This is a genomic window from Salinisphaera sp. T31B1, assembly GCF_040361275.1.
Lineage (GTDB): Bacteria > Pseudomonadota > Gammaproteobacteria > Nevskiales > Salinisphaeraceae > Salinisphaera.
In genome coordinates, this window is sequence record NZ_APNH01000005.1 from 38,572 (window position 1) to 62,293 (window position 23,722).

General features: G+C 64.1%; 21 protein-coding genes. 7 read left to right on the forward strand and 14 right to left on the reverse strand.

Going from position 1 to position 23,722, the window contains the following annotated elements:
• Nucleotides 1-109: 109 nt before the first annotated feature.
• Nucleotides 110-868 (reverse strand): class II aldolase/adducin family protein, encoded by a 759-nt coding sequence (locus T31B1_RS17015; protein ID WP_353250735.1) that lies wholly within the window; start codon nucleotides 866-868, stop codon nucleotides 110-112.
• Between the two features lie 84 nt (nucleotides 869-952).
• Nucleotides 953-2,413 (reverse strand): hypothetical protein, encoded by a 1,461-nt coding sequence (locus T31B1_RS17020; RefSeq protein WP_353250736.1) that lies wholly within the window; start codon nucleotides 2,411-2,413, stop codon nucleotides 953-955.
• A 387-nt stretch (nucleotides 2,414-2,800) separates the two neighbouring features.
• Between T31B1_RS17020 and T31B1_RS17025 the strand changes: the two genes are divergently transcribed.
• Nucleotides 2,801-4,009 (forward strand): 3-oxoadipyl-CoA thiolase, encoded by a 1,209-nt coding sequence (locus T31B1_RS17025; RefSeq protein WP_353250737.1) that lies wholly within the window; start codon nucleotides 2,801-2,803, stop codon nucleotides 4,007-4,009.
• Nucleotides 4,006-5,172 carry an acyl-CoA dehydrogenase gene (locus T31B1_RS17030; protein ID WP_353250738.1) on the forward strand — a complete coding sequence of 389 codons (1,167 nt, stop codon included), beginning with the start codon at nucleotides 4,006-4,008 and terminating at the stop codon, nucleotides 5,170-5,172. Before T31B1_RS17025 ends, T31B1_RS17030 begins: the two co-directional genes overlap by 4 nt.
• Nucleotides 5,173-5,597: 425 nt before the next feature.
• On the opposite strand, the gene T31B1_RS17035 is transcribed toward T31B1_RS17030, so the two are convergent.
• From T31B1_RS17035 to T31B1_RS17055, 5 genes are all read right to left on the reverse strand, one after another.
• Complete coding sequence (locus T31B1_RS17035; protein WP_353250739.1) at nucleotides 5,598-6,230, reverse strand: hypothetical protein; 633 nt, start codon at nucleotides 6,228-6,230, stop codon at nucleotides 5,598-5,600.
• A 106-nt stretch (nucleotides 6,231-6,336) separates the two neighbouring features.
• The gene (locus T31B1_RS17040) at nucleotides 6,337-6,789 is read right to left on the reverse strand and encodes a MarR family winged helix-turn-helix transcriptional regulator (RefSeq protein ID WP_353250740.1); all 453 of its coding nucleotides are present in this window, start codon (nucleotides 6,787-6,789) and stop codon (nucleotides 6,337-6,339) included.
• A gap of 78 nt (nucleotides 6,790-6,867) precedes the next feature.
• On the reverse strand, nucleotides 6,868-7,887 hold the full coding sequence (locus T31B1_RS17045; protein WP_353250741.1) for an LLM class flavin-dependent oxidoreductase: 1,020 nt from the start codon (nucleotides 7,885-7,887) through the stop codon (nucleotides 6,868-6,870).
• 84 nt (nucleotides 7,888-7,971) lie between these two features.
• Nucleotides 7,972-8,130, reverse strand: a complete 159-nt coding sequence (locus T31B1_RS17050) for a YqaE/Pmp3 family membrane protein (RefSeq protein WP_353250742.1) — start codon at nucleotides 8,128-8,130, stop codon at nucleotides 7,972-7,974.
• A gap of 281 nt (nucleotides 8,131-8,411) precedes the next feature.
• Nucleotides 8,412-9,632 carry an acetamidase/formamidase family protein gene (locus tag T31B1_RS17055; protein WP_353251066.1) on the reverse strand — a complete coding sequence of 407 codons (1,221 nt, stop codon included), beginning with the start codon at nucleotides 9,630-9,632 and terminating at the stop codon, nucleotides 8,412-8,414.
• A gap of 340 nt (nucleotides 9,633-9,972) precedes the next feature.
• Here T31B1_RS17055 and T31B1_RS17060 point away from each other — a divergent pair, with 340 nt between their 5' ends.
• Nucleotides 9,973-11,559, forward strand: coding sequence for a BCCT family transporter (locus T31B1_RS17060; RefSeq protein WP_502951044.1), 1,587 nt, complete (start codon nucleotides 9,973-9,975; stop codon nucleotides 11,557-11,559).
• A 160-nt stretch (nucleotides 11,560-11,719) separates the two neighbouring features.
• Nucleotides 11,720-12,055 (forward strand): YMGG-like glycine zipper-containing protein, encoded by a 336-nt coding sequence (locus T31B1_RS17065; RefSeq protein ID WP_353250744.1) that lies wholly within the window; start codon nucleotides 11,720-11,722, stop codon nucleotides 12,053-12,055.
• 91 nt (nucleotides 12,056-12,146) lie between these two features.
• Here T31B1_RS17065 and T31B1_RS17070 read toward each other — a convergent pair whose 3' ends face one another.
• The 5 genes from T31B1_RS17070 to T31B1_RS17090 form a co-directional block, all read right to left on the reverse strand.
• Nucleotides 12,147-13,628, reverse strand: coding sequence for a peptidoglycan DD-metalloendopeptidase family protein (locus tag T31B1_RS17070; protein ID WP_353250745.1), 1,482 nt, complete (start codon nucleotides 13,626-13,628; stop codon nucleotides 12,147-12,149).
• A gap of 114 nt (nucleotides 13,629-13,742) precedes the next feature.
• Nucleotides 13,743-14,537: a ZIP family metal transporter gene (locus T31B1_RS17075; protein ID WP_353250746.1), complete on the reverse strand. Its 795-nt coding sequence runs from the start codon at nucleotides 14,535-14,537 to the stop codon at nucleotides 13,743-13,745.
• 71 nt (nucleotides 14,538-14,608) lie between these two features.
• Entirely contained in the window at nucleotides 14,609-16,132 is a 1,524-nt protein-coding gene (locus tag T31B1_RS17080) for a DHA2 family efflux MFS transporter permease subunit (protein ID WP_353250747.1), read from the reverse strand.
• The gene (locus T31B1_RS17085; RefSeq protein ID WP_353250748.1) at nucleotides 16,129-17,376 is read right to left on the reverse strand and encodes an HlyD family secretion protein; all 1,248 of its coding nucleotides are present in this window, start codon (nucleotides 17,374-17,376) and stop codon (nucleotides 16,129-16,131) included. Before T31B1_RS17085 ends, T31B1_RS17080 begins: the two co-directional genes overlap by 4 nt.
• 31 nt (nucleotides 17,377-17,407) lie before the next feature.
• On the reverse strand, nucleotides 17,408-18,979 hold the full coding sequence (locus T31B1_RS17090) for an efflux transporter outer membrane subunit (protein ID WP_353250749.1): 1,572 nt from the start codon (nucleotides 18,977-18,979) through the stop codon (nucleotides 17,408-17,410).
• A gap of 135 nt (nucleotides 18,980-19,114) precedes the next feature.
• Here T31B1_RS17090 and T31B1_RS17095 point away from each other — a divergent pair, with 135 nt between their 5' ends.
• The 3 genes from T31B1_RS17095 to T31B1_RS17105 all read left to right on the forward strand — a co-directional run bounded on the left by T31B1_RS17095 (nucleotide 19,115) and on the right by T31B1_RS17105 (nucleotide 22,347).
• A complete protein-coding gene (locus T31B1_RS17095) occupies nucleotides 19,115-19,747 on the forward strand; it encodes a TetR/AcrR family transcriptional regulator (RefSeq protein ID WP_353250750.1) in 633 nt (210 codons plus the stop codon).
• Nucleotides 19,748-19,820: 73 nt separating this feature from the next.
• Nucleotides 19,821-21,218: an APC family permease gene (locus T31B1_RS17100; RefSeq protein ID WP_353250751.1), complete on the forward strand. Its 1,398-nt coding sequence runs from the start codon at nucleotides 19,821-19,823 to the stop codon at nucleotides 21,216-21,218.
• 103 nt (nucleotides 21,219-21,321) lie between these two features.
• Nucleotides 21,322-22,347, forward strand: coding sequence for an SH3 domain-containing protein (locus tag T31B1_RS17105; protein ID WP_353250752.1), 1,026 nt, complete (start codon nucleotides 21,322-21,324; stop codon nucleotides 22,345-22,347).
• A gap of 68 nt (nucleotides 22,348-22,415) precedes the next feature.
• Here the strand turns inward: T31B1_RS17105 and T31B1_RS17110 are convergent, their stop codons facing one another.
• Nucleotides 22,416-23,108 carry an SDR family oxidoreductase gene (locus T31B1_RS17110; RefSeq protein ID WP_353250753.1) on the reverse strand — a complete coding sequence of 231 codons (693 nt, stop codon included), beginning with the start codon at nucleotides 23,106-23,108 and terminating at the stop codon, nucleotides 22,416-22,418.
• 123 nt (nucleotides 23,109-23,231) lie between these two features.
• Nucleotides 23,232-23,711, reverse strand: coding sequence for an FKBP-type peptidyl-prolyl cis-trans isomerase (locus T31B1_RS17115; RefSeq protein ID WP_353250754.1), 480 nt, complete (start codon nucleotides 23,709-23,711; stop codon nucleotides 23,232-23,234).
• Nucleotides 23,712-23,722 lie beyond the last annotated feature (11 nt).

A 23,722-nucleotide genomic window follows, 5' to 3' on the forward strand; every position in this document is an offset into this window, starting at 1 on the left:
ATGATATGAACCGAGCGCGGGCCGGACGGGCGCGCATTCGACACCGCGAATATGAAGAAGCCGGGCGATCGCCCGGCTTCTTTCGTCGCGCGAATACGGCGCTGGAGACTCAGCTGGCGTAGTCGCTGCCCATGCGTTCGAGCTTGCGGATCAGCGCCGGCCAGGCCAGCTTGCTGCCCTTGCCGAGGCTCTGTGCCTGGTCGGCCGTGGTATCAAGCGCGTCCTGATTGGGCAGATAGGGCTTGCCCATGGCCATCGTCCGTACCTGAATCTGGCAGGCCTTCATCAGGAAATACATATAGGTGAACGCTTCGCCCACGTCCTTGCCCACGGTCAGCGTGCCGTGGTTGCGCAGCAGCATGATGTCCTTATCACCGAGATCGGCGACGAGCCGCTCGCGCTCTTCCAGATTCAGGGCCACGCCCTCGTATTCGTGGAAGGTGATATGGGGGATACACAGCATGGCCGTCTGGCTCAACGGCAGCAGTCCGTCTTCGTGGGCGCTGACCGCAACCCCGTCGGCCGCATGCAGATGCAGTACTGCGCCGGCCTGTTCACGCGCCATGTGCACCGCGCTGTGAATAGTGAAACCGGCCGGGTTGACGCGGTTGGTCGCGCCCGGATCCACGATCTCGCCGTTCTCGTCGACCTTGATCAACGACGACGCAGTGATCTCGTCGAACAGAAAGCCGTAGGGGTTGATCAGAAAATGATGCTCGGGGCCGGGTACACGGGCCGACAGGTGCGTGAACACCAGGTCGTCCCAGCCATACAGATGGACCAGCCGATAGGCGGCGGCGAGGTCCTTGCGAACCTCCCATTCCGCATCGCTCATGTCGGGTTTACGGGCGGTTGCAGTGACGGACATCGTCGCCTCCGGAGTGCTCGAAAATAAACGGGATCATGAAAGGTAGACCGTACACGGTGGCTGGTCAATCGAGGCGTTTTGCAGCTACCAGATCATCCAGTGGCCCGTCAGCACGCCGTTGAGTACGAACAGCCAGGCACTCAGGACCGCGACGGTAAGCAGGAAATACAGCCCGTTCCAGCGCCAGGTGATGGCATAGACCGAGCGCCCGGTCAGACCCGACAGAATCAGCATGACCGCGGTGAACGGCGACGACAGCATCGACAGTGCCCAGGCGCTCATCAGTGCACTGGCCAGTAGCACGGGCGGCAGGCCGATCGAGCTTGGATCCGGCAACACGCCCAGCAGCAGGGTCGCAGAGACGATCGGATTGAGTCCGCACTGAGCCAGCATGACGATCATCAGCATCGCAGCCACGGCCGCCGCCGGGCCGTGCAGGTTGGATGCCAGCAGCCAGGCGCTTAGCTGCTCGGTATCGACCAGGGGCGCGATCAGTGCGCCCAGAAAACCCGAGCCGCCGAGGATGGCGATCTCGACGCGATTCGCGCCGAAGATCAGGCGCGCATGGCGCCACAGCAACAGTCCGGCCCGGCGGGCGCCGGTGCCGCCGCCGAGCCGGCGTCGTTGCAGCGCCAGCCAGACGAACGAACTCAGCGGGCATGCGATGAGCACGGCCACCGGCAGGCTCAGATCGAGCAGGCCGGCCACCATGAACACCGACGCCGTGATCGCCGCGGCCAGCAGGCCGAAGCGGATGAAGGCGGCCAGTGAGGCCGGGCGTGGTTCGGGCAGGGCGAGCCCCGTGGGCGCGGGACGCTGCAGCCAGTCGAAAAGCCAACCCAGTGCAAACACCAGTGCTGCGGTGGGAAGGGCCAGCGGCACCAGATCCCAGTAGGTCAGATACGGCATGTTCGACAGGATCACCGCCACCGTGATCGATAGCGGCGAGGCCAGCGGCACCATGGCAAAGCCGCGCAGCATGGCCAGCATCATGCGCCGCTCGCGGGTGGCACGAATCGATTCGTGGCCGCCGGCCGCCGTGAGCGTGTTGCTACGTTTGATCAGCGCGCCGAACAGGCTGAGCACACCGATATTGACGATAATGCCGAACAGCCCGGTGCCGGCCGCCAGAATCGGGTAGCGGCGGCTCGGCGACTGGCGAATCAGCGACTGCCCGGCCTGGCGAATCAACCGCGAGCGCAGCGCGGCCACCCGCAGCATGCCCAGTGCCGATACGAAGGTGGCAAAGAAGCAGAAGCGGTCGAGTGCGGCGGCCAGCAGTTCGCTGGCATCCTCACGCCACAGCGCAATGGCCAATGCGACACCGAGCCCGACCAGCAACAGCGATTTTGCCAGACGGCTCTGGGCGCGCCACTGGGCGGCCAGATAAACGATCAGGGCCAGGCGGGCAGGCCAATAGGCCAGTTCGATATCGGCGGTGATACGAACAAGCGTGAGCACCATGCACGCCGGCAGGCTGTAGTCGGCGGCGCGCTGCCATAGCGGCCGACTCGGGTGCATGCGGCTGGCGATCGCCACGCTCACGCGGACATCGGTCGAGGTCTGGTGGCCATCCGTGGCCGCGCTGTCTGGCGCCGGCGGCCAGCGGCCGAGCAAACTGAGTTGGTTAGATCACGCCTGGGCCGGAACACGCGGCATCCTTGTTGCTGACTCGTAGCGCAGGGCAGCCGATGCGCTGCGGGGCCGGTTGCGTTGTGCACTGTCTCCGCCTATTCTCTGCACGTCAAGTTTTAAAACAGCGTTTCACTGTGCGGCACTGCGCGCGTTGGCGCGTGTACGCGATCGGCGTGCAGTATATAGCGCAAACACGCTTTAATGCGTCGGGCCGGACCCGTGCCGCAGCTAGGTAATGCGGCGACAGCCCCCGACCGACGCCGCGAATGGCCTTCGACGATCTGTGCTGGAGAACTCATGCTAGACGCTTATATATATGACGGTCTGCGGACCGCGTTCGGCCGCCATGCGGGCGCCCTGGCGCCGGTGCGCCCCGATGACATGCTGGCGGCGGTCATCAAGACCGTGGTCGGCCGTAACGGTTTCGATCCGGCGAAATACGAAGACGTAATCGCCGGTTGTACTAATCAGGCCGGTGAAGACGCTCGCAACGTGGCCCGACATGCCGGCCTGCTCGCAGGCCTGCCGGTATCGGTGGCTGGACAGACCGTCAACCGGCTGTGTGGCAGCGGACTGGCTGCGATCGTGGATGCCGCGCGTGCGGTCTCGGCCGACGAGGGAGAGCTGATCATCGCCGGCGGCGTGGAGTCGATGAGCCGCGCGCCGTTCGTGATGGCCAAGGCCGACAAGGCCTATTCGCGCAACATGTCGGTCTTCGATTCCACCATCGGTGCCCGCTTCCCCAACCCGCGGATCCTATCCGAATACGGCGCCGATGCGATGCCCGACACGGCCCAGAACGTGGCCGACGACTTCGGCATCTCGCGCGAAGCCGCCGATGCCTACGCCGCCCAATCGCAGGCACGCTATGAGGCCGCGCGTGCGGACGGGTTCTTCGACGAAGAAATCATGCCGCTGGAGGTCTCCCAAGGCCGCAAGAAGCCGGCGCTCACGATCGACGCCGACGAGCATCCGCGCCCCGGCAGCACGGCCGACAAGCTCGCCGAGCTTCCGCCCATCGTCAAGGACGGCATCATCACCGCCGGCAATGCCTCGGGCGTGAACGACGGCGCGGGCGCGCTGATCATCGGCTCGAAGAAGGCCGGTGAGGCCGCCGGTATTGCACCTCGCGGGCGCATCATCGCCGGGGGCGTCATGGGCGTGCCGCCGCGCGTGATGGGGCTGGGCCCGGTCGGTGCCTGCCGCAAGGTGCTCGATCGCGCGGGACTGACGCTCGACGACATGGACGTCATCGAGATCAACGAAGCGTTTGCTGCACAGGTGCTGGGTTGCTGCCACGAACTCGGCCTGCAGGGCGACGACGAACGTCTCAATCCCAACGGCGGCGCGATCGCCGTCGGTCATCCGCTGGGGGCCTCTGGGGCGCGTCTGGCACTGACCGGCCTGCGTCAGCTGGAACGTATCAACGGACGCTACGCGCTGATCAGCCTGTGCATCGGCATCGGTCAGGGCGTGGCCATGCTTATCGAGAGGACACCGAAATGATCGACTTCAACTGGGCGGATGCGCTGAACCTCGACGCGCAGCTCACCGAAGACGAGCGCATGATCCGCGATGCGGGCCATGACTATTGCCAGAACAGCCTGATGCCGCGCGTGCTCGAGGCCAACCGCCACGAGATATTCCATCGCGAGATCATGAACGAGATGGGCGAGCTCGGCATGCTCGGCGCGACCATTCCCGAGGAATACGGCGGTGCCGGCCTGAACCATGTCTGCTACGGCCTGCTGGCCCGCGAGGTCGAGGCGGTAGACTCCGGGTACCGGTCGGCGATGAGCGTGCAGTCGTCGCTGGTGATGTTCCCGATCTTTACCTTCGGCAGCGAGGCGGTGCGCAAGAAGTACCTGCCCAAGCTGGCGACTGGCGAATGGGTCGGCTGCTTCGGCTTGACCGAGCCCGACCACGGCTCGGATCCGGGCTCGATGAGCACCAAGGCCAAGAAGGTCGACGGTGGCTACGTGCTCAACGGCGCCAAGAACTGGATCACCAATTCACCGATCGCCGATGTGGCCGTGGTATGGGCGAACCTCGATGGCAAGATCAACGGCTTCGTGGTCGAACGCGAGTTCGGCGGCATGGAAACGCCGAAGCTGGAAGGCAAGTTCTCGCTGCGCGCGTCGGCTACCGGCATGATCATGCTCGAGGATTGCTTCGTACCCGAAGAAAACCGGCTGGACGTGGAAGGACTCAAAGGCCCGTTTTCCTGTCTGAACAAGGCGCGCTACGGTATCTCCTGGGGCGCGATGGGGGCTGCCGAGTTCTGCTGGAAGGCCGCCCGCGAATACACACTCGATCGCAAGCAGTTCGGCCGCCCGCTGGCCGCGACCCAGCTGATCCAGAAAAAGCTGGCCGACATGCAGACAGATATCACCCTGGGTTTGCAGGGCAGCCTGCGTCTGGGTCGGCTCATGGACGAAGGCAACTGGGCGCCGGAGATGGTGTCGCTGATGAAGCGCAACAATTGCGGCAAGGCGATCGACATCGCACGCCAGGCGCGCGACATGCATGGCGGCAACGGCATTTCAGACGAGTATCACGTCATCCGGCACGTGATGAATCTCGAAGCCGTGAACACCTATGAAGGCACTCACGATGTGCATGCGCTGATACTCGGCCGTGCGCAGACCGGGATTCAGGCGTTCGGCTAGTCCCTCGCCAGGCTCGCTAGACGACAGGCCCGTGCGTTCATTCGTACGGGCCTGTTTCGTTTGCAGTCGGTGCAGGCCGCGCGGCGGCGCGCCGGCGCCGAAGTATCGGCACAACCTGAAGATAGAACTTTGTAGCGCCGATCTGACTCGGATCACTTCAAGTTAATTGGGAAAATAAGCCCTAAAATGCCGATACGGCAACTGGCGTGTTTCAAACCCTGAGCCCGGCGCGGGCGCTCGTCTGATCGGCCCTGGTCTGCCAGCGATCGATCTTCGGGCCGGCTGTAGGCCGCAAACAGCGGTCAGGCCTTCACAGGCGCGATACGTCGACGATGCACGAGGTAGCTGCCTGTCTCTGGCCGGCGGCGGCCGACGATCGCGCGTCCCCGATCGTATCGAGCGCGCCCGGTGCCACGGAAGAGGCGCTAGAGTTCATCCTCGAGCCAGCGTTGCAGGCGTTTACGTGCGCGTCGCTTGGCCATGCGCTTGGTCGTTGTCGCCACCGGACGCATCAGTTCGTTGTCTTGTCCGCGGACGATGAACTTGCGCTGCGCCCCGACGATACCTCCTTCGGGGCCGTAGCTTGCGATCACCGTGATCTTGAAGTTTTCTACCTCGAGCGTACGGATGGGTTTATTCTCATCGGCGGTCAGGCTCTTGTGGCGTTTGGCCGTCTGCCGAATCAACGAACGGAATGTCCCTAGATTGATCTGCTCGCCGGATTGCAGCGGTCCCTGACGTGTGACCTCCTGCGGCTTGTCCTGGCTGTCGCTGGGTTCGGCGCTATCGAAATCGGTGATCGACTCGGTGTACTGACTGTTCTGGGTGCGGATGGTCAGCAGTACGCTGTGGACATAGATCGGTTCCTGGCTCATGTTGCCGATCAGACATACGGAATCGATCTGCTGCCCCCAACCCTGATTGATCAGTATGCGGGCTCGCCGTTGACGCCTGAACCCCGAGAACAATAGCTGTGCATAGAAGACCCATACGGCCAGCGTGCCGACGCTGGCAAAGAAGGACAGGGCCTGTGCGTTATCGTTGATCCATTGCCACATGGGGGTCATCGGGCTGAAGCGGCCGCGCAGGATGCGGGCAATACCGCGACCAGGCCATGGGTACTAATACTCAACCCGGGCCCGCCCGGGGCCGCAGCCCGGTGTCTCAGCTCAGCGTCTGGGCGAGCTGCATCAGGCGTTCACGCAGTTCCAGTGCTTCGGGGCGGGACAGTTCGGTATGGCAGAGCATGGAATGAGCGATCTCGCCGGACTTTTCGCGCAGCTCGCGTCCTTCGTCGGTGAGAAAGATCAGCACGCGTCGTTCGTCGTCGCTGTCGCGCTCACGTACGACGAAGCCGGCTTTCTCCATGCGCTTGAGCAGCGGGGTGAGTGTGCCGCTGTCCAGGTGCAGCCGCGAACCGAGTTCGCCGACCGAGCGCGGCGTATGCTCCCAGAGGACGAGCATCACGAGATACTGGACGTAGGTCAGACCCAGTGGTTCGAGCAATGGCCGATAGGCGCGGATGATGCGGTGCGTCGCGGTATACAACGAAAAGCACAGCTGCTCGTGTAATACCGGGAGAGTGTCATCCTGTTCTCGCGGAGAACGTTCACCCATAAAACTGCCCGTTCAAAATTAACTAGAGCCTACATTGTGTCGCGTTTTGGCGACGCAGGCCAACAAATTCCGTTTTTTTCATCGGCCGATGTCATCGGTGGCGTTGATCTGGTGCATGGCCCGGGCGACCAACTCGTAGCTGCGCAAGCGTTTCGATGCGTCGTGAATATTGGATACGACCATCACTTCATCGGGCTGCCCGTCGGCGATACGCGCTTCGAGTTCAGCCCGGACCGTATCGGGGCTGCCGATCACGTGGCGCGAGCGGTTTTCCTGGATCGCCGCACGCTCCATGTCGCTGTAGTCGTAGGCCAACGCCTCTTCGGGCGAGGGCAGGGGTAGAAATTCGCCCTTGCGCAGGCGTAGCCACATCAGATCGACGGTCGCGGCCAGGTGCTCGGCTTCTTCGTCGGTCGGCGCGCAAATCACCGATACGCCAAGGATTGCGTGCGGAGCGTCGAACGCGGCCGAGGGCTGGAACGCGCCCCGATAGCGTCGCAGCGCCGGTTCGGCCGGCACCGGGCTGAAATGGCTGGCAAAGCTGTACCCCATGCCGGCGGCCCCGGCGACATGGGCACTGGCGCCGCTCGAGCCGAGGATCCAGATTGGCGGGAGCTCGACATCGCCCGGGCTGACGGTCACGCCGTGGAAGGGGTGCCCCGGGCGCAGCGTATTGCGCGACAGGCCGATCATTTCGTTGAGCAGGTCGGCGAACTGTTCGCCGGATGCCGCGCGCAACGCGCGGCTGGCACGCTGATCCGAGCCGGGCGCGCGGCCGAGCCCGAGATCGATACGGCCCGGATAGAGCGCTTCGAGCGTCTGGAAGATTTCAGCGACGCGAAGCGGCGCGTGATTGGGCAGCATGATGCCACCGGAGCCGATACGGATGGACTCGGTCAGGGCGCCGATGCGCGCCAGCAGAACTTCCGGGGCCGAGCTGGCGATACTCGGCATGCCGTGATGCTCGGAGATCCAATAGCGGCGGTAACCACAGCGCTCGGCCAGACGCGCCAGATCGAGACTGGCCCGGATCGCCTGTGACGGTGCTGTGCCGCTCGGCACGGGAACGAGATCGAGGACTGAAAGGTCGGTGCTCATGACGGGGTCCGGACCGGAACTGTAGTCGATCTAGATGGGCACGATACGGCGTGTTTGCAAACGCCGTACCGTGCCGATATCCGGTCAGCGCGTCACGATGATGTACACCGCGTGGATGACGCCCGGAATATATCCGAGCAGCGTCAGTAGCACGTTCACCCAGAACTGAAGCCCGATGCCGACCTGCAGAAACACGCCCAGGGGCGGGATCAGGATCGACAGAAGAATACGGATGACATCCATGGTAGGTCTCAAGCAATGATCAAACGGTCATCCTACGCCATGGACGCCACCGAGCGCTTGACCATCGTGGCCTGTCGGGCCGGCTTGCTGGCCCAACGCAGCCCGGGCTCGGCTGGTATGTGTGGTCGGCCTGGCCGACCGTGGGTGGACGAGCAACCAGCGCGGGCACTTGGCGGCGAGCGTGCGGACAGCGTCTCATACGCTGTCCGCACGCCGTTGCGCGGCTCGCCGCTCATATCTTGCGAGATCGGCCGTCGACCCGGCCGAGCGTGCCCGGGTCTTCAGCGGGCGGCTTCCTCGGTTTGCGAGCGCACGGCCGTATCGAAATCGGCGAAGTCGGCCTTGCGGATCATGGCGTGGATGCCCTTGGTCTTGTCTACCACCTGCGAGACTTCGAAATCCGTGGCTGCGCTCAGATAGGCCAGGGCCAGTGACTCCTCGATATCGTACTGTTGGTGTAGAAACCGGATCGATTCGCGCACGGCGTCCTTCATGGCCAGATCCAGATCCGGGTCGAGCCCGACCGTGATCCAGTAGTCGCTGGTTTCGCCGAGCAGCTTGTCGACCTGCTTGCCGGGCAGTTCGGCCTGGCCGCTCTTGAGCAGCGTCAGCTTGAGCGTGGCGCGCATGGAGCCTTCAAGCGCGGTCAGGGCCACTTCGCCGTCGCCCTGGGTGAAGTGACTGTCGCCGGTATAGAACATGGCCCCCGGTACGGCGACCGGATAATAGACTGTGCTGCCGGCACCGAGATCGTTGATGTCGGCATTGCCGCCGACGCGCATCGGCGGCACCGAGTTCACCTTATCATCGGTGTCGGGGGCAACGCCCATGATCCCCATGAACGGGTGCAGTGGAAACCGGATCTGGCGGCCCTTGCCGGCCTCGAGGACCCCGACCCAACCGTCGTCGGTCTTCTCGATCGGGGCGAATACCGAGACGTTGCCATAGCGTTCCGGATGGGCTGCGCTCGGATCCGGCTCGGGTTCGGTCTTGGGGTATTCGCCCGGCAACGCGCCCTTGCCGTGACGGTTGGAGATCACCCCATAGGGCACACGCGGCTCGAGCTTGATGACTTCCACCTTGAGTACATCGCCGGGTTCGGCACCTTCGATGGCGACCGGGCCGGTCACGATATGGGGCCCGTCATGCTTGAAATCGTGCGGCATGTCCGAGCCGGTGATCGCGACGGCGTCTTCGAGCACGCCGTCGGCCGGCACTCCCAGCTTGGCGAAATAGGCCACGGGATCGCGGCCTTGATCCTCAAGAATGCCTTCGTGCGAGATCGTGTCGAACGTCACGGTGCTCCCTGATGGAACGCTCAGTACGGCTTCTGCACTGTTATTGGGCAGATAGCCCCAGAGCACGGTCGACACTGTCGAAGGCACATAATAGTTGCCCGCATAATCGCCGTCGGCCATTTTCTGCGGCGCGTCGGCGAGCGGTTGCAACACGTCGAACCCGCCCAGGGCGTCGGCGTTCGGCTCGTCAGCCGCCAGAGCCATCTGGCAACACAGCGCCAATGCGCCCGCGCCCAAGATATGTCTTTTCATTGCGTTGTCCTGATCGGTAGTGAATCCGACAGGCTTCACGCACGAACCGGGCCATACTGGCGCCTGCATTATGCAGTTAAATCGATGTTTGCCGGGCCTTGGGCAAAGTGCTAGTAATGAAACCAAGCGTCGCGTTCTGAAGTTGAGCGCGGTGTCCGTCACCGCCCGACCAGTGACGGGCGTATTCAATATTTTGTCCGGGGGTCTCTTGAGTAATCTCTTATCACGTAGCCAGCGGGTCTATGTCGGGTCCGCACTCGTCATCGTGGCGCTGGTCATCGTGGGCGCGTCGATGCCGGAAGCGTTCGGCAACTTCGCCAATGCCGCACTTGAACGCGTATCGCACTACTTCGGCTGGCTGTATCTACTGTCGGTCTTCGGTTTCGTCATATTTCTCGTCGGGCTGGCGTTCAGCCGATACGGCAAGATTCGCCTTGGCGATCCCTACAGCGAGCCGGAGTACAGTTTCTTCTCCTGGGTGAGCATGCTGCTGGCGGCCGGATTCGGCGTGGGACTCGTGTTCTACGGCCTCGCCGAGCCGGTGCTGCATTATCTGCATCCGCCGTACAACGACATGCCGGGCGAGACCGCGGAATCGGCGCGCTATGCGATCCAGTACAGTTTCTTCCACTGGGGTGTCAGCCAGTGGGCCGGGTTTTCGATCGTCGGCCTGATCATCGCCTACTTCCAGTTCCGCAAGAAAAGTTCAGGACTGGTATCCACGGTGCTGGAGCCGATGACCAACAAGCTGCCCAAGGCGGCCCGGCAGCCGACCTCCGATGCGCTCAACATCTTTGCCGTGGTCGCCACGGTCATGGGTGTGGCGACATCGCTGGGCCTGGGCGTACTGCAGATCAATGGCGGGCTTAACCAGATGTTCGGCGTGCCGGATTCCACGATGTGGAAATTCATCATTCTGGGCGTCATGTGCGCCTGCTACACCATGTCGAGCTATTCCGGGCTCGACAAAGGCATCCAGTATCTTTCGAACATCAATATGGCGCTGTGTCTGGGGCTGATGGGCTGGGTGCTGTGCACCGGGCCGACGATCTTCATCCTCAACACGATCGTTGTCGGTGTGGGCGACTATATCGAGAACTTCATCGCGATGAGCCTGCGCATGAACCCGTTCGAGGATACCGGCGAGAACTGGATCTCGACCTGGACGGTGTTCTACTGGGCGTGGGTGATCGCGTGGTCACCGTTCGTGGGCACGTTCGTGGCCCGGATTTCCAAGGGTCGGACGATCCGCGAGTACGTCATGGGCGTACTGATCGTGCCGCCGCTGCTGGCCTGCGGATTCATCGGTGTGTTCGGCGGTGCCGCATTGCACATGGAACTGTTCGGCGATGCGGGCGGCACGCTGACGAGTGCGGTCGACGACAACATCACCTCGGCGCTGTTCACGTTCTTCGAAATGATGCCCTTCACCAACGTGCTGTCGATCCTGGCCATGTGCCTGATCTTCGTGTTTTTGGTGACATCGGCGGATTCGGCTTCATACATTGTCGCCCAGATGACCGACGAAGGCTCGCTAGAGCCGCCGCTGTACAAGCGTTTGTCGTGGGGCCTGCTGATCTCGGCGATCTGTCTGACGCTGATCGTCGCCGGGGGCCTGAAAGGGCTGCAGACCGGTTCGCTGCTTGCGGCGTTGCCGTTCGTATTCATCCTTTACTGCATGATCTTCGTGCTATGCGGGGAACTGCGCGCCGATCGCCGTCAGATGCTGCTCGATCTGCATCAGAAGTACGAGTCGAAGCCGGTCGGGGCCGACGCATTCGAGGCCCGCGACATCTTCCATAACAAGTGGGAGGATGACGACGACGACGATTTCGAAGACGCCGACTACGAAGGCACCCGGGCGTCGTCCAGAGGCTAGTCTCGAGTCGAGCACGGGCTCGCTCGAAGGCCGCGCCGGCATGTCGCCGCCGCGGCCTTTTTTCAGAACGCGGTAATCCCGGAGCGGTGGTTCAGGGATAGTTCACCGAGGCAGGCTATATTCATCGGTATGTAAAGCAGTCATGCAGCGGAGACATACGATGAAGTACAGGATGGGACTCTATGCCGGTACGTTGGCGCTGTGTATGGCGAGCTCGGCAGGCTATGCCGGGGATCGCCTGAACTCGGCGATCGGCGGCGGCCTGGGCGGTGCAGCGGGCGCCGCGGTGGGACAGATGATCGGTGGCGATGCCGCGACCGTCATCGGCGCGGGCATCGGCGGCGCGGGCGGTGCGGTGCTGGCCGACAGTTACAACGATCGTCACGACGACCGCTATTATCGTGATCGCCGCAACTACGATCGCCACCATGATCGCGGCCGCCACTACGGAAAAGGCCGCGGCCATGGCAAACACGGGTGGCACCACCGCCACTAGACCCGCCGGGCGTCGCTCAGCCGGTCATAAAGCCGCACGGTATTCGACCGTGCGGCTTTTTCAATGGGCGAACCATCGACGACGAGGCGATTCAGGCGTTGCTCTGTGCAGCTACCACGCAGAACAGCTCGGACAGCGGATGCCGATCGTCGGCATGGGCCGGCGAGAGTGCCAGCGCCGCGTTGATTGCACTGGCTTGATTGCAGTTCGTACCGCGCAGCTGCGTATCCGAGGCCGAGGCGAACAAGGTGCTCGTGGTTGTGCCCGTACGACCGTCCAGCCGCGCGATCAGGGGCTGGATGCGGCTGACGAACACCGCCAGCCGGTTCGGCGACAGCGGATGGCCCTCCGGTAGGGGCATGGTCAAGGGATTGTGCGCAATGCCGTCCTTGCGAATCTCGAAATGCAGGTGCGGGCCGGTGGCTTCGCCGGTGGAGCCGACATAGCCGATCACATCGCCCTCGTGGACCCGCTCGCCATCGTGGAGCCCTTTGACGAAACGCGCCATATGCCCATAGCGCGAAGAATAGCCGTCCGCATGCTGGAGTTCGACCAACCGGCCATACCCATGCTTGCGGCCAACGAACTTGACTACCCCATTGGCGGCCGCGTGGATCGGCGTGCCACGCGGGGCCGCCATATCCACGCCCCAGTGCGGACGACGGATATGCAGAATCGGATGCATCCGGTTCGGGTTGAACGGCGAGCTGATGCGCGAATAATTGACGGGATGGCGCGAAAACGACGGTTCGTAGGCGCGGCCGCGCGTATCGTAATAGGCACTTCGACCATCGTCGTCGACCACGCGAAACGCGGCGTGTTCGGTACCGGCGGTGGTGATCCGAGCCGCGACGATCGGGCCGCTCGCGATGCGGTGACCGTCGGCGAACTGGGCATCGTAGATGATCGAGAATCGATCGCCCGACTGCATTCCGTGCGACAGATCGGCGCGATAGCGATAGATATGCGCCAGTTCGGTGGCGATCTTCGCCGGCACGCCGGCTGCGGCCAGCGACCCGGATAGCGATCCGTCGACCACGCCCTGTGCGGTCAGCCGGCGAGTCTCGGTCTGGCGTTGAATGATGTCGGCGACCAGTGCGTCGTCGCCGCTCGCGGTGCGACGAACGGCGAGCGTATCCACCGGGCCCAGCGAGTACTGGAGCTCGGCCAGGCGCCCGCCGGGTGTCTTGCGGATCTCCACGGTTTCCCCGGCGCGCAGCGTTTCGAGCGGCTCGACCGGGTCGCCCAGCTTGAGCAAATCCACCCATTCACGCGCCGGCAGGTTGGCACGGGCAAACAATCTCGATAGCGAATCGCCCGGCTCCACGGTCATGGTCTGCCAGGGCGTTATCTGGGGCGCCCGGGAATGGGTATGTGCGATCTCAGCCGGTGGCGTGTCCTGTCCGACGTGTGTCGCCGGGGCGGAAGGGTCGACGCCAGAGCTGGCCTGAGCGCGCGCGTCGTGGCGTTCGGACGCCGACGGCCGGGCGGTGACGGTCGACGTTTGGCCGATCAGCAGCCCCATGCCGATCGCACCGATCAGACCGGCACGTGTCCAACTGTAGCAACCCATTGAATACCCTCGTGTTGTCTCTGCATGAAGCGCGACGCACCCGATGTGGCGGCTTGGACAATCAGATCAGGGTGAAAGTTTCATGACGCCCGGTTTCGGGCAGTAGACGAACGATCAGCCGGGCCCGCGAATCAACCGGTCCAGGAGGACGACCGCCGCCAGCCCTAACAGTATCTGTGCCACGATGAAGCCGATCCGACAGAGACCTTGCCAAGGCAGCTGCGCGACAAACACACCGGCCACCGTCAGAAACAGGCCGCTGGCCAGACCGAACAACAGTCCGTGCGGCAATCCGGCGGGAAGTGCCAGCAGCGCGACCGGCAGGCTCACCAGCCCGATTGCACAGGCCGGTAGCGCCACACTTGCGATCGAATCGCCATTGTCACGCAGCGCGCCGGCCAGCGCATACCCGGCCGGCAGCTTGTGTGCCACGATGGCGAGTCCCAGCGATAGGCCGAGCGCTGGCATGCCGGTATACACCACCCCGAGCACCAACCCGGCGCTCGCGGCATGCAGGGACAGCCCGGCGAGCATCGATCGATGTGCCTGTCCGCCCGCATGCTGGTGAATCGCGCCGCCGACCGCGGCGCCGAGCAGCAATCCGGCCGCGCCGCCGAGCGGATGGCCCACGAGCGCGGCAGGGAGCACGTAATAGATGGCGCTGCCGATCAGTACGCCCGCTGCGATCGCATCCAGCACATGGACCCGGACCCGGGTGCGCACCCCCAGCGCGAGCCACGCGCCCACCGCCATCGCCAGGGCCTGAAGGGTTGTCAGCCCGGCCAGTACCGTCAGCCCCTGCGTGACCGCGTAACCGGTCATCAAGCCCCAGCTCGATATCACCGCACCTGCGACCCATCGCCAACGATGGACGGTCTGCATATCGGTGGCGCTGGGGCTGGCGGGCATGAATCGGTTCCGGTCGGGCACGGGCGCAGCCGGTTATAACATAACAATCCAGGCGCGCGCCGCGCCGACGGTCATTGATTGGGTCGCGACAACCAGATCAGCGCGGTCAGGCCGATGAACAGACACCCAGCCAGAAAATACATCTCGTTGAGTCCGATCATGAACGATTGTTTCGAAATTTCTTCGGCGAGCGCGCCGTAGGATTGCGATTCGGTGAGTCCCCGTGCCTGGGCCTGGGCGAGCCATTGCTGGGTCAGTGGGTCCGAGGCGCGGGTATGGGCCGACAGGATATGGTCGTGATAGGCCTGCCGGCGGTCCCACAGAGTCACGCTCAATGATGTGCCGAAGCTCAGTGCGATCAGACGCATGAAGTTGAATAACCCCGAAGCACTGGCGACCTTGCTTGCGGGCAGGCCGGTCAGCGACAGCGTGATCAACGGAATGAAGAAGCACGCCAGCCCGATGCCCCATGGCAGACGGGTGAGAAACAGCCGTTGGAAACTGATATCGGTATTGGCATCGGCCTTGATGAACGACAGCCCGGCGAACAGCAGCATGCCGAAGGTCACGATCCATCGGATATCGATCTTGTCGGTGAGTCGCCCGACGATCGGAGAGAATATCGCGCCCATCAGCCCGAGCGAGGCGGTGGTGATGCCCGCCCAGGTCGGCGTGTAGCCCTGTTCGTTCTGAAGCCACAGCGGCAGCAGCACGACACCTGCGAAATAGGTCATGAAACCGAGTGTCACGCATAGTGTCGCGACGGTGAAATTGCGCCGGCCGAAGAGCCGAAGATCCACCACCGGATTGTCGTCGGTGAGTTCCCAGACCACGAAGAAAGCCAGGAACACCGTGGCCGTGATCGCCAGCGTGACAATGAAAGGCGACTGGAACCAGGCTTCATCGTTGCCCTTGTCGAGCATGATCTGCAGCGCGCCGACACCGACGATCAGCAGCGCCAGCCCGACGAGATCGATGGGCAGCGTCTGGGTCTCGGTCTCGCGGTTGCGCAGGATGAACCAGGTACCGGCGGCGGCGAAGATGCCGACGGGCACGTTTATATAGAAGATCCACGACCAGCTGACGTTGTCGGTGATCCAGCCGCCCAGGATCGGCCCGGCCACTGGTCCGACCACGGCGGTCATGCCCCAGATACCGTTGGCGAAGCCGCGCTTTTCCGGTGGATAGTTCGCCAGTAGCAGGCTTTGCGACAGCGGGATCATCGGCCCGGCGACCACGCCCTGGGCGGCACGCATGATCAACAGCATTACGAACGAACCCGACACGCCGCACAGAAACGAAAACAGCGTGAAGGCGACTGTGCACGCGACGAACAGCTTCACCTCGCCGACCCGCTTGGCCATCCAGCCCGACACGGGTACGGCGATGGCGTTGGCCACCGCGAACGACGTGATCACCCACGTTCCGTTGCTGGTCGATACGCCGAGATTGCCGGCGATCGTGGGGATCGAAACGTTGGCGATCGACACGTCCAGCACGTTCATGAACACCGCCAGCGCCAGGCTCAGCGTCACTACGACCAGTGCGCCCGGCGGCAGCGGTGCCGGGGCGTTGCTGTCCGCGGTATCGCTCATGACGGCGGCGACAGGCGTCCGAGGGTCGTGGTGGCGTTGTCGGGCCGGGTATCAGGGTCGCCGTCATTGGCTGCGATGATGCGGTCGATAATCCGCGCCGCACCGTCCTCGCGCTGGCGATAGACGTCGGTCTGGTAGCGCGTTTTGGCCGGCGTCTGTTCGGCCAGCGGGCGGCCAGACGTATCGTGCAGATCCACGCTCACGGTCATGGACAGCCCCAGACGGAGGGGATGCCGGTCGAGTTCGCGGGCATCGAGCGCGATACGCACCGGCAGCCGGCGCACGATCTTGATCCAGTTGCCGGAAGCGTTCTGGGGCGGCAGCAACTCGAACGCGGCACCGGTGCCGGGGCTCAGGCCGGCCACGTGCCCGTGATAGACAACATCGTCGCCATAGAAATCGGCATGCACTTCGGCGGGCTGGCCGATACGCATCGCCGCCAGCTGAGTCTCCTTGAAGTTGGCGTTCACCCAGACATGATCGATCGGCACGATCGAGAGCATCGGTTTACCGGGGTCGACCTTCTGGCCGAGCTGGACATCGCGCTGGGCGATATACCCGGTCACCGGTGCCGGGACCGACGAACGCCGTACGTCGAGATAGGCCGTGCGCAGTTCAGCGGCGGCCTCCAGCACCTGCGGGTGATCGCGCAACGTCGTGCCATCGGTCTGGGCCTTGAGCTCGGCCAGCCGTGCCCGCGCCGCGGTGAGCTGCGACTGGGCCTGGTTATATGCCGAGCGGCTATGCTCGAAGGCCTTCTCGGTCACGCCGTGGACCTTGATCAGGCGCGCGTCGCGACGATAGTCGCGACGCGACTGCTCGAGCTCGGTCTCGCGGAGCGCGACGGTGGCCTGTTGTTCGTTGGCCTGCGCGTAGAGCTGGTGGACCTGGCGTACGGTCGAGGCCAGGGCAGAGCTGGCGCGGGCGAGTTCGTTGTCTACGTCGGTGTCGTCGAGTTCGATCACCGTATCGCCGGCGTTGACCAGATCGGTATCGTCGGCACGGATCGCGGTGACCGTGCCGGCCCGCTGCGGGGTCAGCATCACCCGGTTGCCGTGTACATAGGCATCATCCGTGGCCGCGTAGTACTGGGCGACCAGCACGTAGTAAAGGGCATAAGCGATGCCGATGATCAGAAACAGCGCGGCCAGGCCGAGCAGATACCACTTGCGTCGGCTATTTTTCTTGGGCGTTGCCGCGGCCGTCTGTCCGGCGTCGGTCGCCGGGTCGGTTTGCTCTGTCATGGATCGAGCCTGTAAAGCGAATCGGAGAAAATCACTCGGCGCGCATTGTCGACATGGTCTGGCGAGCGCGCGGGTCCGGGTCGGCCAGCGGTGAGCGGTCCGCGTTCCACCAGCCGCCACCCAGTGCGGCGAACAGGTCAGCGCTGTCGCGATAGCGCAAGACCCGGGCCTGGGTGGCGTCCAGCAATGCCTCCTGATACTGCTGTTCGGCGGTATACAGGCCGATATAGTCGGCCGCGCCGTTGTCGACCTGTGCCTGCACGGTGTCGAGATTCTCGCGTGCCTGATCCACGGCGACCTGTTGGTCGCGCAGCGCCCGGGCATCGGATTCCAGCGAACGCAGGGCGTTGGCGACTTCGCCGAATGCCGTGAGTGCAGTGGTGCGATAGTCGGCCAGCGCCGCGACATATTCGTCGCGCGCGGCACGCTTGTTCGCACGCAGCCGACCACCGGCGAACAGCGGGGCGCTCACCGAAGCACCGAGCTCGTAAAGCGCGTTCATCGGATCGGTCAGATCGGCCACGCTTAGCCCTTCCCGGCTGTAGTAGCCGCTGATCGAGAAATCAGGCAGCAGATTGGCGGTGGCAACGCCGATGCGCGCGCTCGCGGCATGGGTCAGGCTCTCGGCGGCCAGAATGTCCGGCCGCTGGCGTACCAGTGCGCTGGGTACGCTGACGGGCAGCTGCGCCGGCAGGGTCAGTTCGTCGAGTGTGAAGCCAGGGTCGCTGAAATGCCCGGGCGCCGCGCCCACCAGTGTGGCCAGCCGGTTGACGGCGACCGCACGTTGTTTCTTCAGTGGCTCGAGCGAGGCCTGGGTACGTGCCAGGCGCGTGCGGATCTGCGATGCGTCGGCGCTGATCGCCACCCCGTACTGGACCTGCTTGGCGACGATGTCCAGCGTCGAGCGCTGGCTGTCGATGATCTGCTCCGTGGTTTGAATGGCCGCGTTCAGGCCCGCTTCGGCAATCGCCGTGGCCACGATGTTGTTGACCAGCGTGACGTAGGCGTCGAGAACCTGGAAACGTTGGAAATCCAGCTGTGCGGCGCTGGCTTCGATCCGTCGGCGGGTCTTGCCGAACACGTCGAGATCGTAGCCTGCACTGACCCGACCTTGGTATAGATTGAACACGTTGATGAACATCGGATCGTCGATACCCAGATCGATGCCGCTGGCCCGCCGGCGGGAAACACCGGCCGAGGCCCCGATCTGGGGAAACATGGCGCCCCGACTGGCATCCACCGCCGCCCGCGCGGCTTTCAGACGCGCACGGCCGGCTGCCAGCGTGGGGCTGTCGGCCAGCGCGCGAGCGATGAGCGCATCGAGCCGATCCGAGCCGAACAGCCGATACCAGTCCGCTCGAACATCGGCTGCGCGCGCGAACGTCTGCTGTTGCAGTCGACTGTCGGGCGTGTTGCCGCCCACGGTGCTCGCACCGGCTGTATAGGCCTGGGCATCCGGCGCGGCCGGGCGCTCGAAGTCCGGGCCCACGGTGCAGCCGGCAAGCAGAGCCAGCCCGCCAAGGCAGGCCAGCCGCAGGCCGGAACGTAAGGCGGCCCGCCGGGCAGGGCGCCGGGCACGGAAAACAGCAGACAGCGGTGACATTCGGTTCGTCGTTCGATCGCCGCAGGATACGGCGGGGATTGGGTGAACTGTACGGTTCAGTTCAGATGCGATAATTTATTTGTATACAGCATTAATTGTCAAATACAGGATCGCGATGCTGCTCGCGTGCCGCCTATGAATCAGATGCCGCCATCCGACGCCGCCGAACTGTTCGAATGCAAGCGCGAGGCCGTGTTGCGGGCCGCCAAGCAGTTGTTCATCGCGCAGGGGTACGGCGCGACCAGCATGGATGCGATCGCTGCCGCGGCGGGTGTGTCCAAGGCCACGGTCTATGCGCACCACGCCGGCAAGAAAGCGCTGTTCGCAGCCGTCACCCGCGCCGAATGCCAGCGTGTGACCGCGAGCATGGCGGTCGCCGACGACATCGAATCGCTGACTCTGGGCCCGGCACTGCGTCAGATCGCCGCCTCGTTCATGGAGGCGATCTGTGCGCCGCAGAGCCTGGCGCTGCTGCGCATGGTGGCCACCGAGTCGAACCGCTTTCCCGAACTCGGCGCGATCTTCTACGACTGTGCCCCCGGGCAGACGCTCACCAGCGTGACAACCTATCTCGAACGGCTGCGCGCACGCGGGCTGATCGATGCCGCGGATTGCGAGACCGTCGCGGCTCAGTTTCTGGGGGCGGTACGCGGGGATGTCCATCTGCGCGCGGTGCTGGGCCTGTCGATCGAGACCGGTGACCGCACGGCGCTGATCGAGGCCGCGGTTGCTACCTTTGTCGCGCGTTACGCCACCCAGCCGCGGTGATACGCTCGACCGACGGCGCGCCGAATCTTGCGGTGCCGCCCGGCGATCGACGAACAAGACAGGGGGTAGTGCGATGAACGCTGAGACTGCGCGGTTCGTACGTGTGCTGGCACGCAAGGACGTACTGGCGCTGGCCTTCGGGGCCATGATCGGTTGGGGCTGGATCGTGATGACCGGCACCTGGATTCTGTCGGCCGGTAGCCTCGGCGCGGTGAGCGCGTTTCTCATCGGCGGCGTGGCGATCGTGCTGGTCGGGCTGACCTATGCCGAGCTGGCCGCGGCCATGCCGCAGGCCGGCGGCGAACATGTCTACAGCTACCGCGGGCTCGGCCACCTGGCGTCGTTCGTGTGTACCTGGGCCATCGTGCTGGGTTACATGACCGTGGTGTCGTTCGAGGCCGTGGCGTTGCCCACGGTGGTCGAAAACCTGCTACCCGGCTACAGCGTCGGTCATATGTGGACCATCGCGGGCTGGGACGTGGAAGCGACCTGGGTCCTGGTGGGTGTGGCCGGATCGCTGTTCATGATGTGGGTCAACTACATCGGCATTCGTACCGCGGCCCTGCTGCAAAAGCTGGTGACCGGGCTGATCGTGGTCGTCGGGCTGATGTTCATCACCGGCGCTCTGTTCACCGGTAGCGGTGCCAATCTTTCGCCGCTGTTCACCGGCGAGGCCAGCGTGGCCGGGGGTATCCTCAGCGTGCTGGTGATGGTGCCCTTCATGTTCGTCGGCTTCGACGTGATCCCGCAGGCCGCCGAGGAGATCGACCTGCCGCATCGCGACATCGGACGGATTCTCATCTTCTCGGTGCTTCTGGCCGTCGTGTGGTATGCGGCGATCATCTTCGGCACCGCATACGTGCTCGCCCCGAGCGCCATCGATACCGAATCATTGTCGGTACCGGACGCCATGGGCACGGCGTTCTCGAGCGTATGGGCCGGCAAGCTGATGGTGCTGGCCGGTATGGCGGGAATCGTGACGAGCTGGAATGCGTTCTATATCGGCGGTTCGCGGGCGATCTACGCACTGGCCAAGGCCGACATGCTGCCGCGTGTGTTCGCCGAACTGCATCCGCGTTACAACACGCCGGCGAACGCGATCATCCTCATCGGGGTCGTCACCTCAATCGCGCCGCTGCTCGGGCGAAGCGCGATGGTCTGGCTGGTGGATGCCGGCGGGCTGGGAATCGTGCTGGCCTATCTGTTCGTGGCGGCCTCGTTCGTGGTCCTGCGGTATCGCGAGCCGGGCATGAACCGGCCGTTCGTCGTGCCGGCCGGGCGCGCAGTCGGCATCACGGCGGTGGTGCTGTCGTTTGCGCTGGTGCTGCTCTATCTGCCGGGCAGTCCTTCTGCGCTCAAGCCCGTCGAATGGTTGATCTTCGGACTGTGGATGGTTGGCGGCATGCTCATGTATGGGTGGGCGCGGATGCGTTACGGTGTCTCCGCTGCACATCATATGGATGCGACGTAGTCGGCCCAGCCGTCGCGACGGTTGACCGGTGTGACAGACCTCGGGTAGAAAACCGGTCGTTCGATTCGACGGCGGCCGGTCGTGCCGCAAATAAGGACCTGACATGAACAAAACAGCGATCGCACGGGCCATGATGCTGGCCGTATCGCTATCCGCCCTGTCGTGTGTCGTCATCGCCCAGGAACGCCCGAGCGACAGCGAGGCCTCGCAGGTACTGGAGAACGCCCGACCACTGGCCGAGCAGGGCAATGCCAATGCCCAGTACAACATGGGCGTGCTCTACGACGAGGGTTACGGCGTAGAGCAGAACTACGACACGGCGCGCAGTTGGTATGAAAAGGCGGCCGCCCAGAACTATGCCAAGGCCGAGCACAACCTCGGCATCATGTATCAGGCTGGCCACGGCGTAAGCGCGGACCCCGACCAGGCCGCGCAGTGGTTCAAGCGTGCTGCCGAACACGGCGAGCCGGCGGCACAGAACAACTTGGCCGTGATGTACGTGCGCGGGCAGGGTGTGCCACAGGACCTCGTGGAGGCCGCGCGCTGGGCGGCCCGGGCGGCGTCTGCGGGCAACCAATCGGCGATCACCAACCTGCCGGAAATCGTGGCCAATCTGCCGCGTTCGCGAATAGACGGCGATAACGTCAACATCCGCAGTCAACCCAATACAAACGCGCAGGTTCTGCGCCAGGCCGGCCGCAATACACAGGTCGTGGTACTGGATACCCGCAACGACTGGGCCGAAGTACTGTTTCCCAAGGACTACGACACCGGCTGGGTCGCGGGCTTCCTGCTCGCCGGCAGTTCCGCGCCGCTGGACGAGCCCAAGACTGGTTCGGCCGATTCGCAGAACGCGACGACGGCCGACAGTCAGGCATCGGCCTCCGATTCTTCGACCGACCCGGATCCCAGCGCGAGCGCCAGCGACGCCCCGACAAATCAGTCCACGCGCACGATCGGCGGCAATGTGGTGAACATTCGTGCGCGGCCGACCACGAACTCGGACGTCGTGTTCCAGGCGCGTCGCGGCGATACGGTGACGGTCATCGGACAGGACGACGACTGGCGGGAGGTGCGCTTTGCGAACGGCCGCACCGGCTGGGTGGCTGGTTTCCTGCTCGTCGATTGATCGAGGCGCATAAAAAAACCCGGCCCCAAGGCCGGGTTTTTGCCCATCGGCTCGACAGGCCGTGAGCGCTAGTCTTCGATGGCCGGGGTCGGGCGAACCAGGATTTCGTTGAGATCGACTCCTGCGGGCCGGGTCAATGCGAACAGAACCGCCTCGGCGATGTCGTGATCGGCCAAGGCATGCTCGGGGCGCTCATCGAAGAACGGCGTGTCGACCATGCCGGGTTCGATGAGTGTCACCCGCACGCCGGTACCGCGCAGCTCTTCGCGGACTCCGTAACCGATCGCCGAGACCGCCCACTTGGTGGCGCTGTACATCGATCCGGCGATCGTGGCCCGGCCGGCTGCCGAGCCGGTGATCAACAGATGCCCGCGGCTGGCTTTCAGCGCTTCGGCGGCTGCCTGTATGGTCAGGCCGACGCCGTAGACGTTGGTCAGGATCATGTCCTTCCAGACATCGCTGTCAGCGCCGCAGAAACCACCCGGTGTGCCACCGATACCGGCATTGGCAAAGACGGCGTCGAGCTGTCCGAAGTGCTCGAGCGTCGCGGACACCATCTGCTCCTGCGACGCCTTGTCGGTGACATTGCAACTCACCGCAAGCGCTTTGTCGGCGCCGCCGAGTTCGTCGACCAATGCGTCGAGCTTGTCGGCCGAACGTGCGGCCAGCACAACCCGATAGCCTTGTTCTGCAGCATGACGGGCTGTGGCCGCGCCGATGCCGCTGGAGGCGCCGGTGATCAGAAGAACCGGTTCACTCATATCATGGCCTCATGTTCTCAGCGTGTTTGCGCGACGCTCCCGATCCTCGGGCACGCGGGATACGGCGACGGGCTCGCACCGGCAAGCCGCGCCGCCGTCACACCACGCCCTTGCCGGGCAGCGCTAGCCGTGCGTCGAGCCGTCGTGCACGTGCCCGTGCTCGATCTCTTCGCTGCTGGCCTCGCGGACTTCGGCGATGTTCACGGTGAAATCCAGCGTCTGGCCGGCCAGTACGTGGTTTCCGTCGACAGTCACTTCCTCGCCGTCGACTTCCTTGACCGTCACGATCATCGGACCGGCATCCGACTCGGCGCGGAAACTCATGCCCGGCGCCAGTTCGTCGACGCCCTGAAAGGCATCGCGGCTGACTTTCTGCACGAGCTCTTCGCGATAGGGGCCGTAGCCTTCCTCCGGGTCGACGGTCGCCTTGACCTCTTCGCCTTCGCTATGACCTTCGATCGCTTTCTCGAGGCCCGGCACGATGTTGCCGTGACCGTGTAGATACGACAGCGGCTGCTGTTCGCCCGACTGATCGATGATCTCACCTTCGGTGTCGCGCAGCACATAATGAATGCTGACGACGCTGTCCTGCTTGGCTTGCATGCTTGTCTCGC

What these genes read in the sequence shown, in the direction of transcription:
- T31B1_RS17015 (WP_353250735.1), bottom strand. Translation starts at nt 868, where the DNA reads ATGTCCGTCACTGCAACCGCCCGTAAACCCGACATGAGCGATGCGGAA.
- T31B1_RS17025 (WP_353250737.1), top strand. Translation starts at nt 2,801, where the DNA reads ATGCTAGACGCTTATATATATGACGGTCTGCGGACCGCGTTCGGCCGC.
- T31B1_RS17030 (WP_353250738.1), top strand. Translation starts at nt 4,006, where the DNA reads ATGATCGACTTCAACTGGGCGGATGCGCTGAACCTCGACGCGCAGCTC.
- T31B1_RS17035 (WP_353250739.1), bottom strand. Translation starts at nt 6,230, where the DNA reads ATGTGGCAATGGATCAACGATAACGCACAGGCCCTGTCCTTCTTTGCC.
- T31B1_RS17040 (WP_353250740.1), bottom strand. Translation starts at nt 6,789, where the DNA reads ATGGGTGAACGTTCTCCGCGAGAACAGGATGACACTCTCCCGGTATTA.
- T31B1_RS17045 (WP_353250741.1), bottom strand. Translation starts at nt 7,887, where the DNA reads ATGAGCACCGACCTTTCAGTCCTCGATCTCGTTCCCGTGCCGAGCGGC.
- T31B1_RS17050 (WP_353250742.1), bottom strand. Translation starts at nt 8,130, where the DNA reads ATGGATGTCATCCGTATTCTTCTGTCGATCCTGATCCCGCCCCTGGGC.
- T31B1_RS17055 (WP_353251066.1), bottom strand. Translation starts at nt 9,632, where the DNA reads ATGGCTCTGGCGGCTGACGAGCCGAACGCCGACGCCCTGGGCGGGTTC.
- T31B1_RS17060 (WP_502951044.1), top strand. Translation starts at nt 9,973, where the DNA reads ATGCCGGAAGCGTTCGGCAACTTCGCCAATGCCGCACTTGAACGCGTA.
- T31B1_RS17065 (WP_353250744.1), top strand. Translation starts at nt 11,720, where the DNA reads ATGAAGTACAGGATGGGACTCTATGCCGGTACGTTGGCGCTGTGTATG.
- T31B1_RS17070 (WP_353250745.1), bottom strand. Translation starts at nt 13,628, where the DNA reads ATGGGTTGCTACAGTTGGACACGTGCCGGTCTGATCGGTGCGATCGGC.
- T31B1_RS17075 (WP_353250746.1), bottom strand. Translation starts at nt 14,537, where the DNA reads ATGCCCGCCAGCCCCAGCGCCACCGATATGCAGACCGTCCATCGTTGG.
- T31B1_RS17080 (WP_353250747.1), bottom strand. Translation starts at nt 16,132, where the DNA reads ATGAGCGATACCGCGGACAGCAACGCCCCGGCACCGCTGCCGCCGGGC.
- T31B1_RS17085 (WP_353250748.1), bottom strand. Translation starts at nt 17,376, where the DNA reads ATGACAGAGCAAACCGACCCGGCGACCGACGCCGGACAGACGGCCGCG.
- T31B1_RS17090 (WP_353250749.1), bottom strand. Translation starts at nt 18,979, where the DNA reads ATGTCACCGCTGTCTGCTGTTTTCCGTGCCCGGCGCCCTGCCCGGCGG.
- T31B1_RS17095 (WP_353250750.1), top strand. Translation starts at nt 19,115, where the DNA reads ATGAATCAGATGCCGCCATCCGACGCCGCCGAACTGTTCGAATGCAAG.
- T31B1_RS17100 (WP_353250751.1), top strand. Translation starts at nt 19,821, where the DNA reads ATGAACGCTGAGACTGCGCGGTTCGTACGTGTGCTGGCACGCAAGGAC.
- T31B1_RS17105 (WP_353250752.1), top strand. Translation starts at nt 21,322, where the DNA reads ATGAACAAAACAGCGATCGCACGGGCCATGATGCTGGCCGTATCGCTA.
- T31B1_RS17110 (WP_353250753.1), bottom strand. Translation starts at nt 23,108, where the DNA reads ATGAGTGAACCGGTTCTTCTGATCACCGGCGCCTCCAGCGGCATCGGC.
- T31B1_RS17115 (WP_353250754.1), bottom strand. Translation starts at nt 23,711, where the DNA reads ATGCAAGCCAAGCAGGACAGCGTCGTCAGCATTCATTATGTGCTGCGC.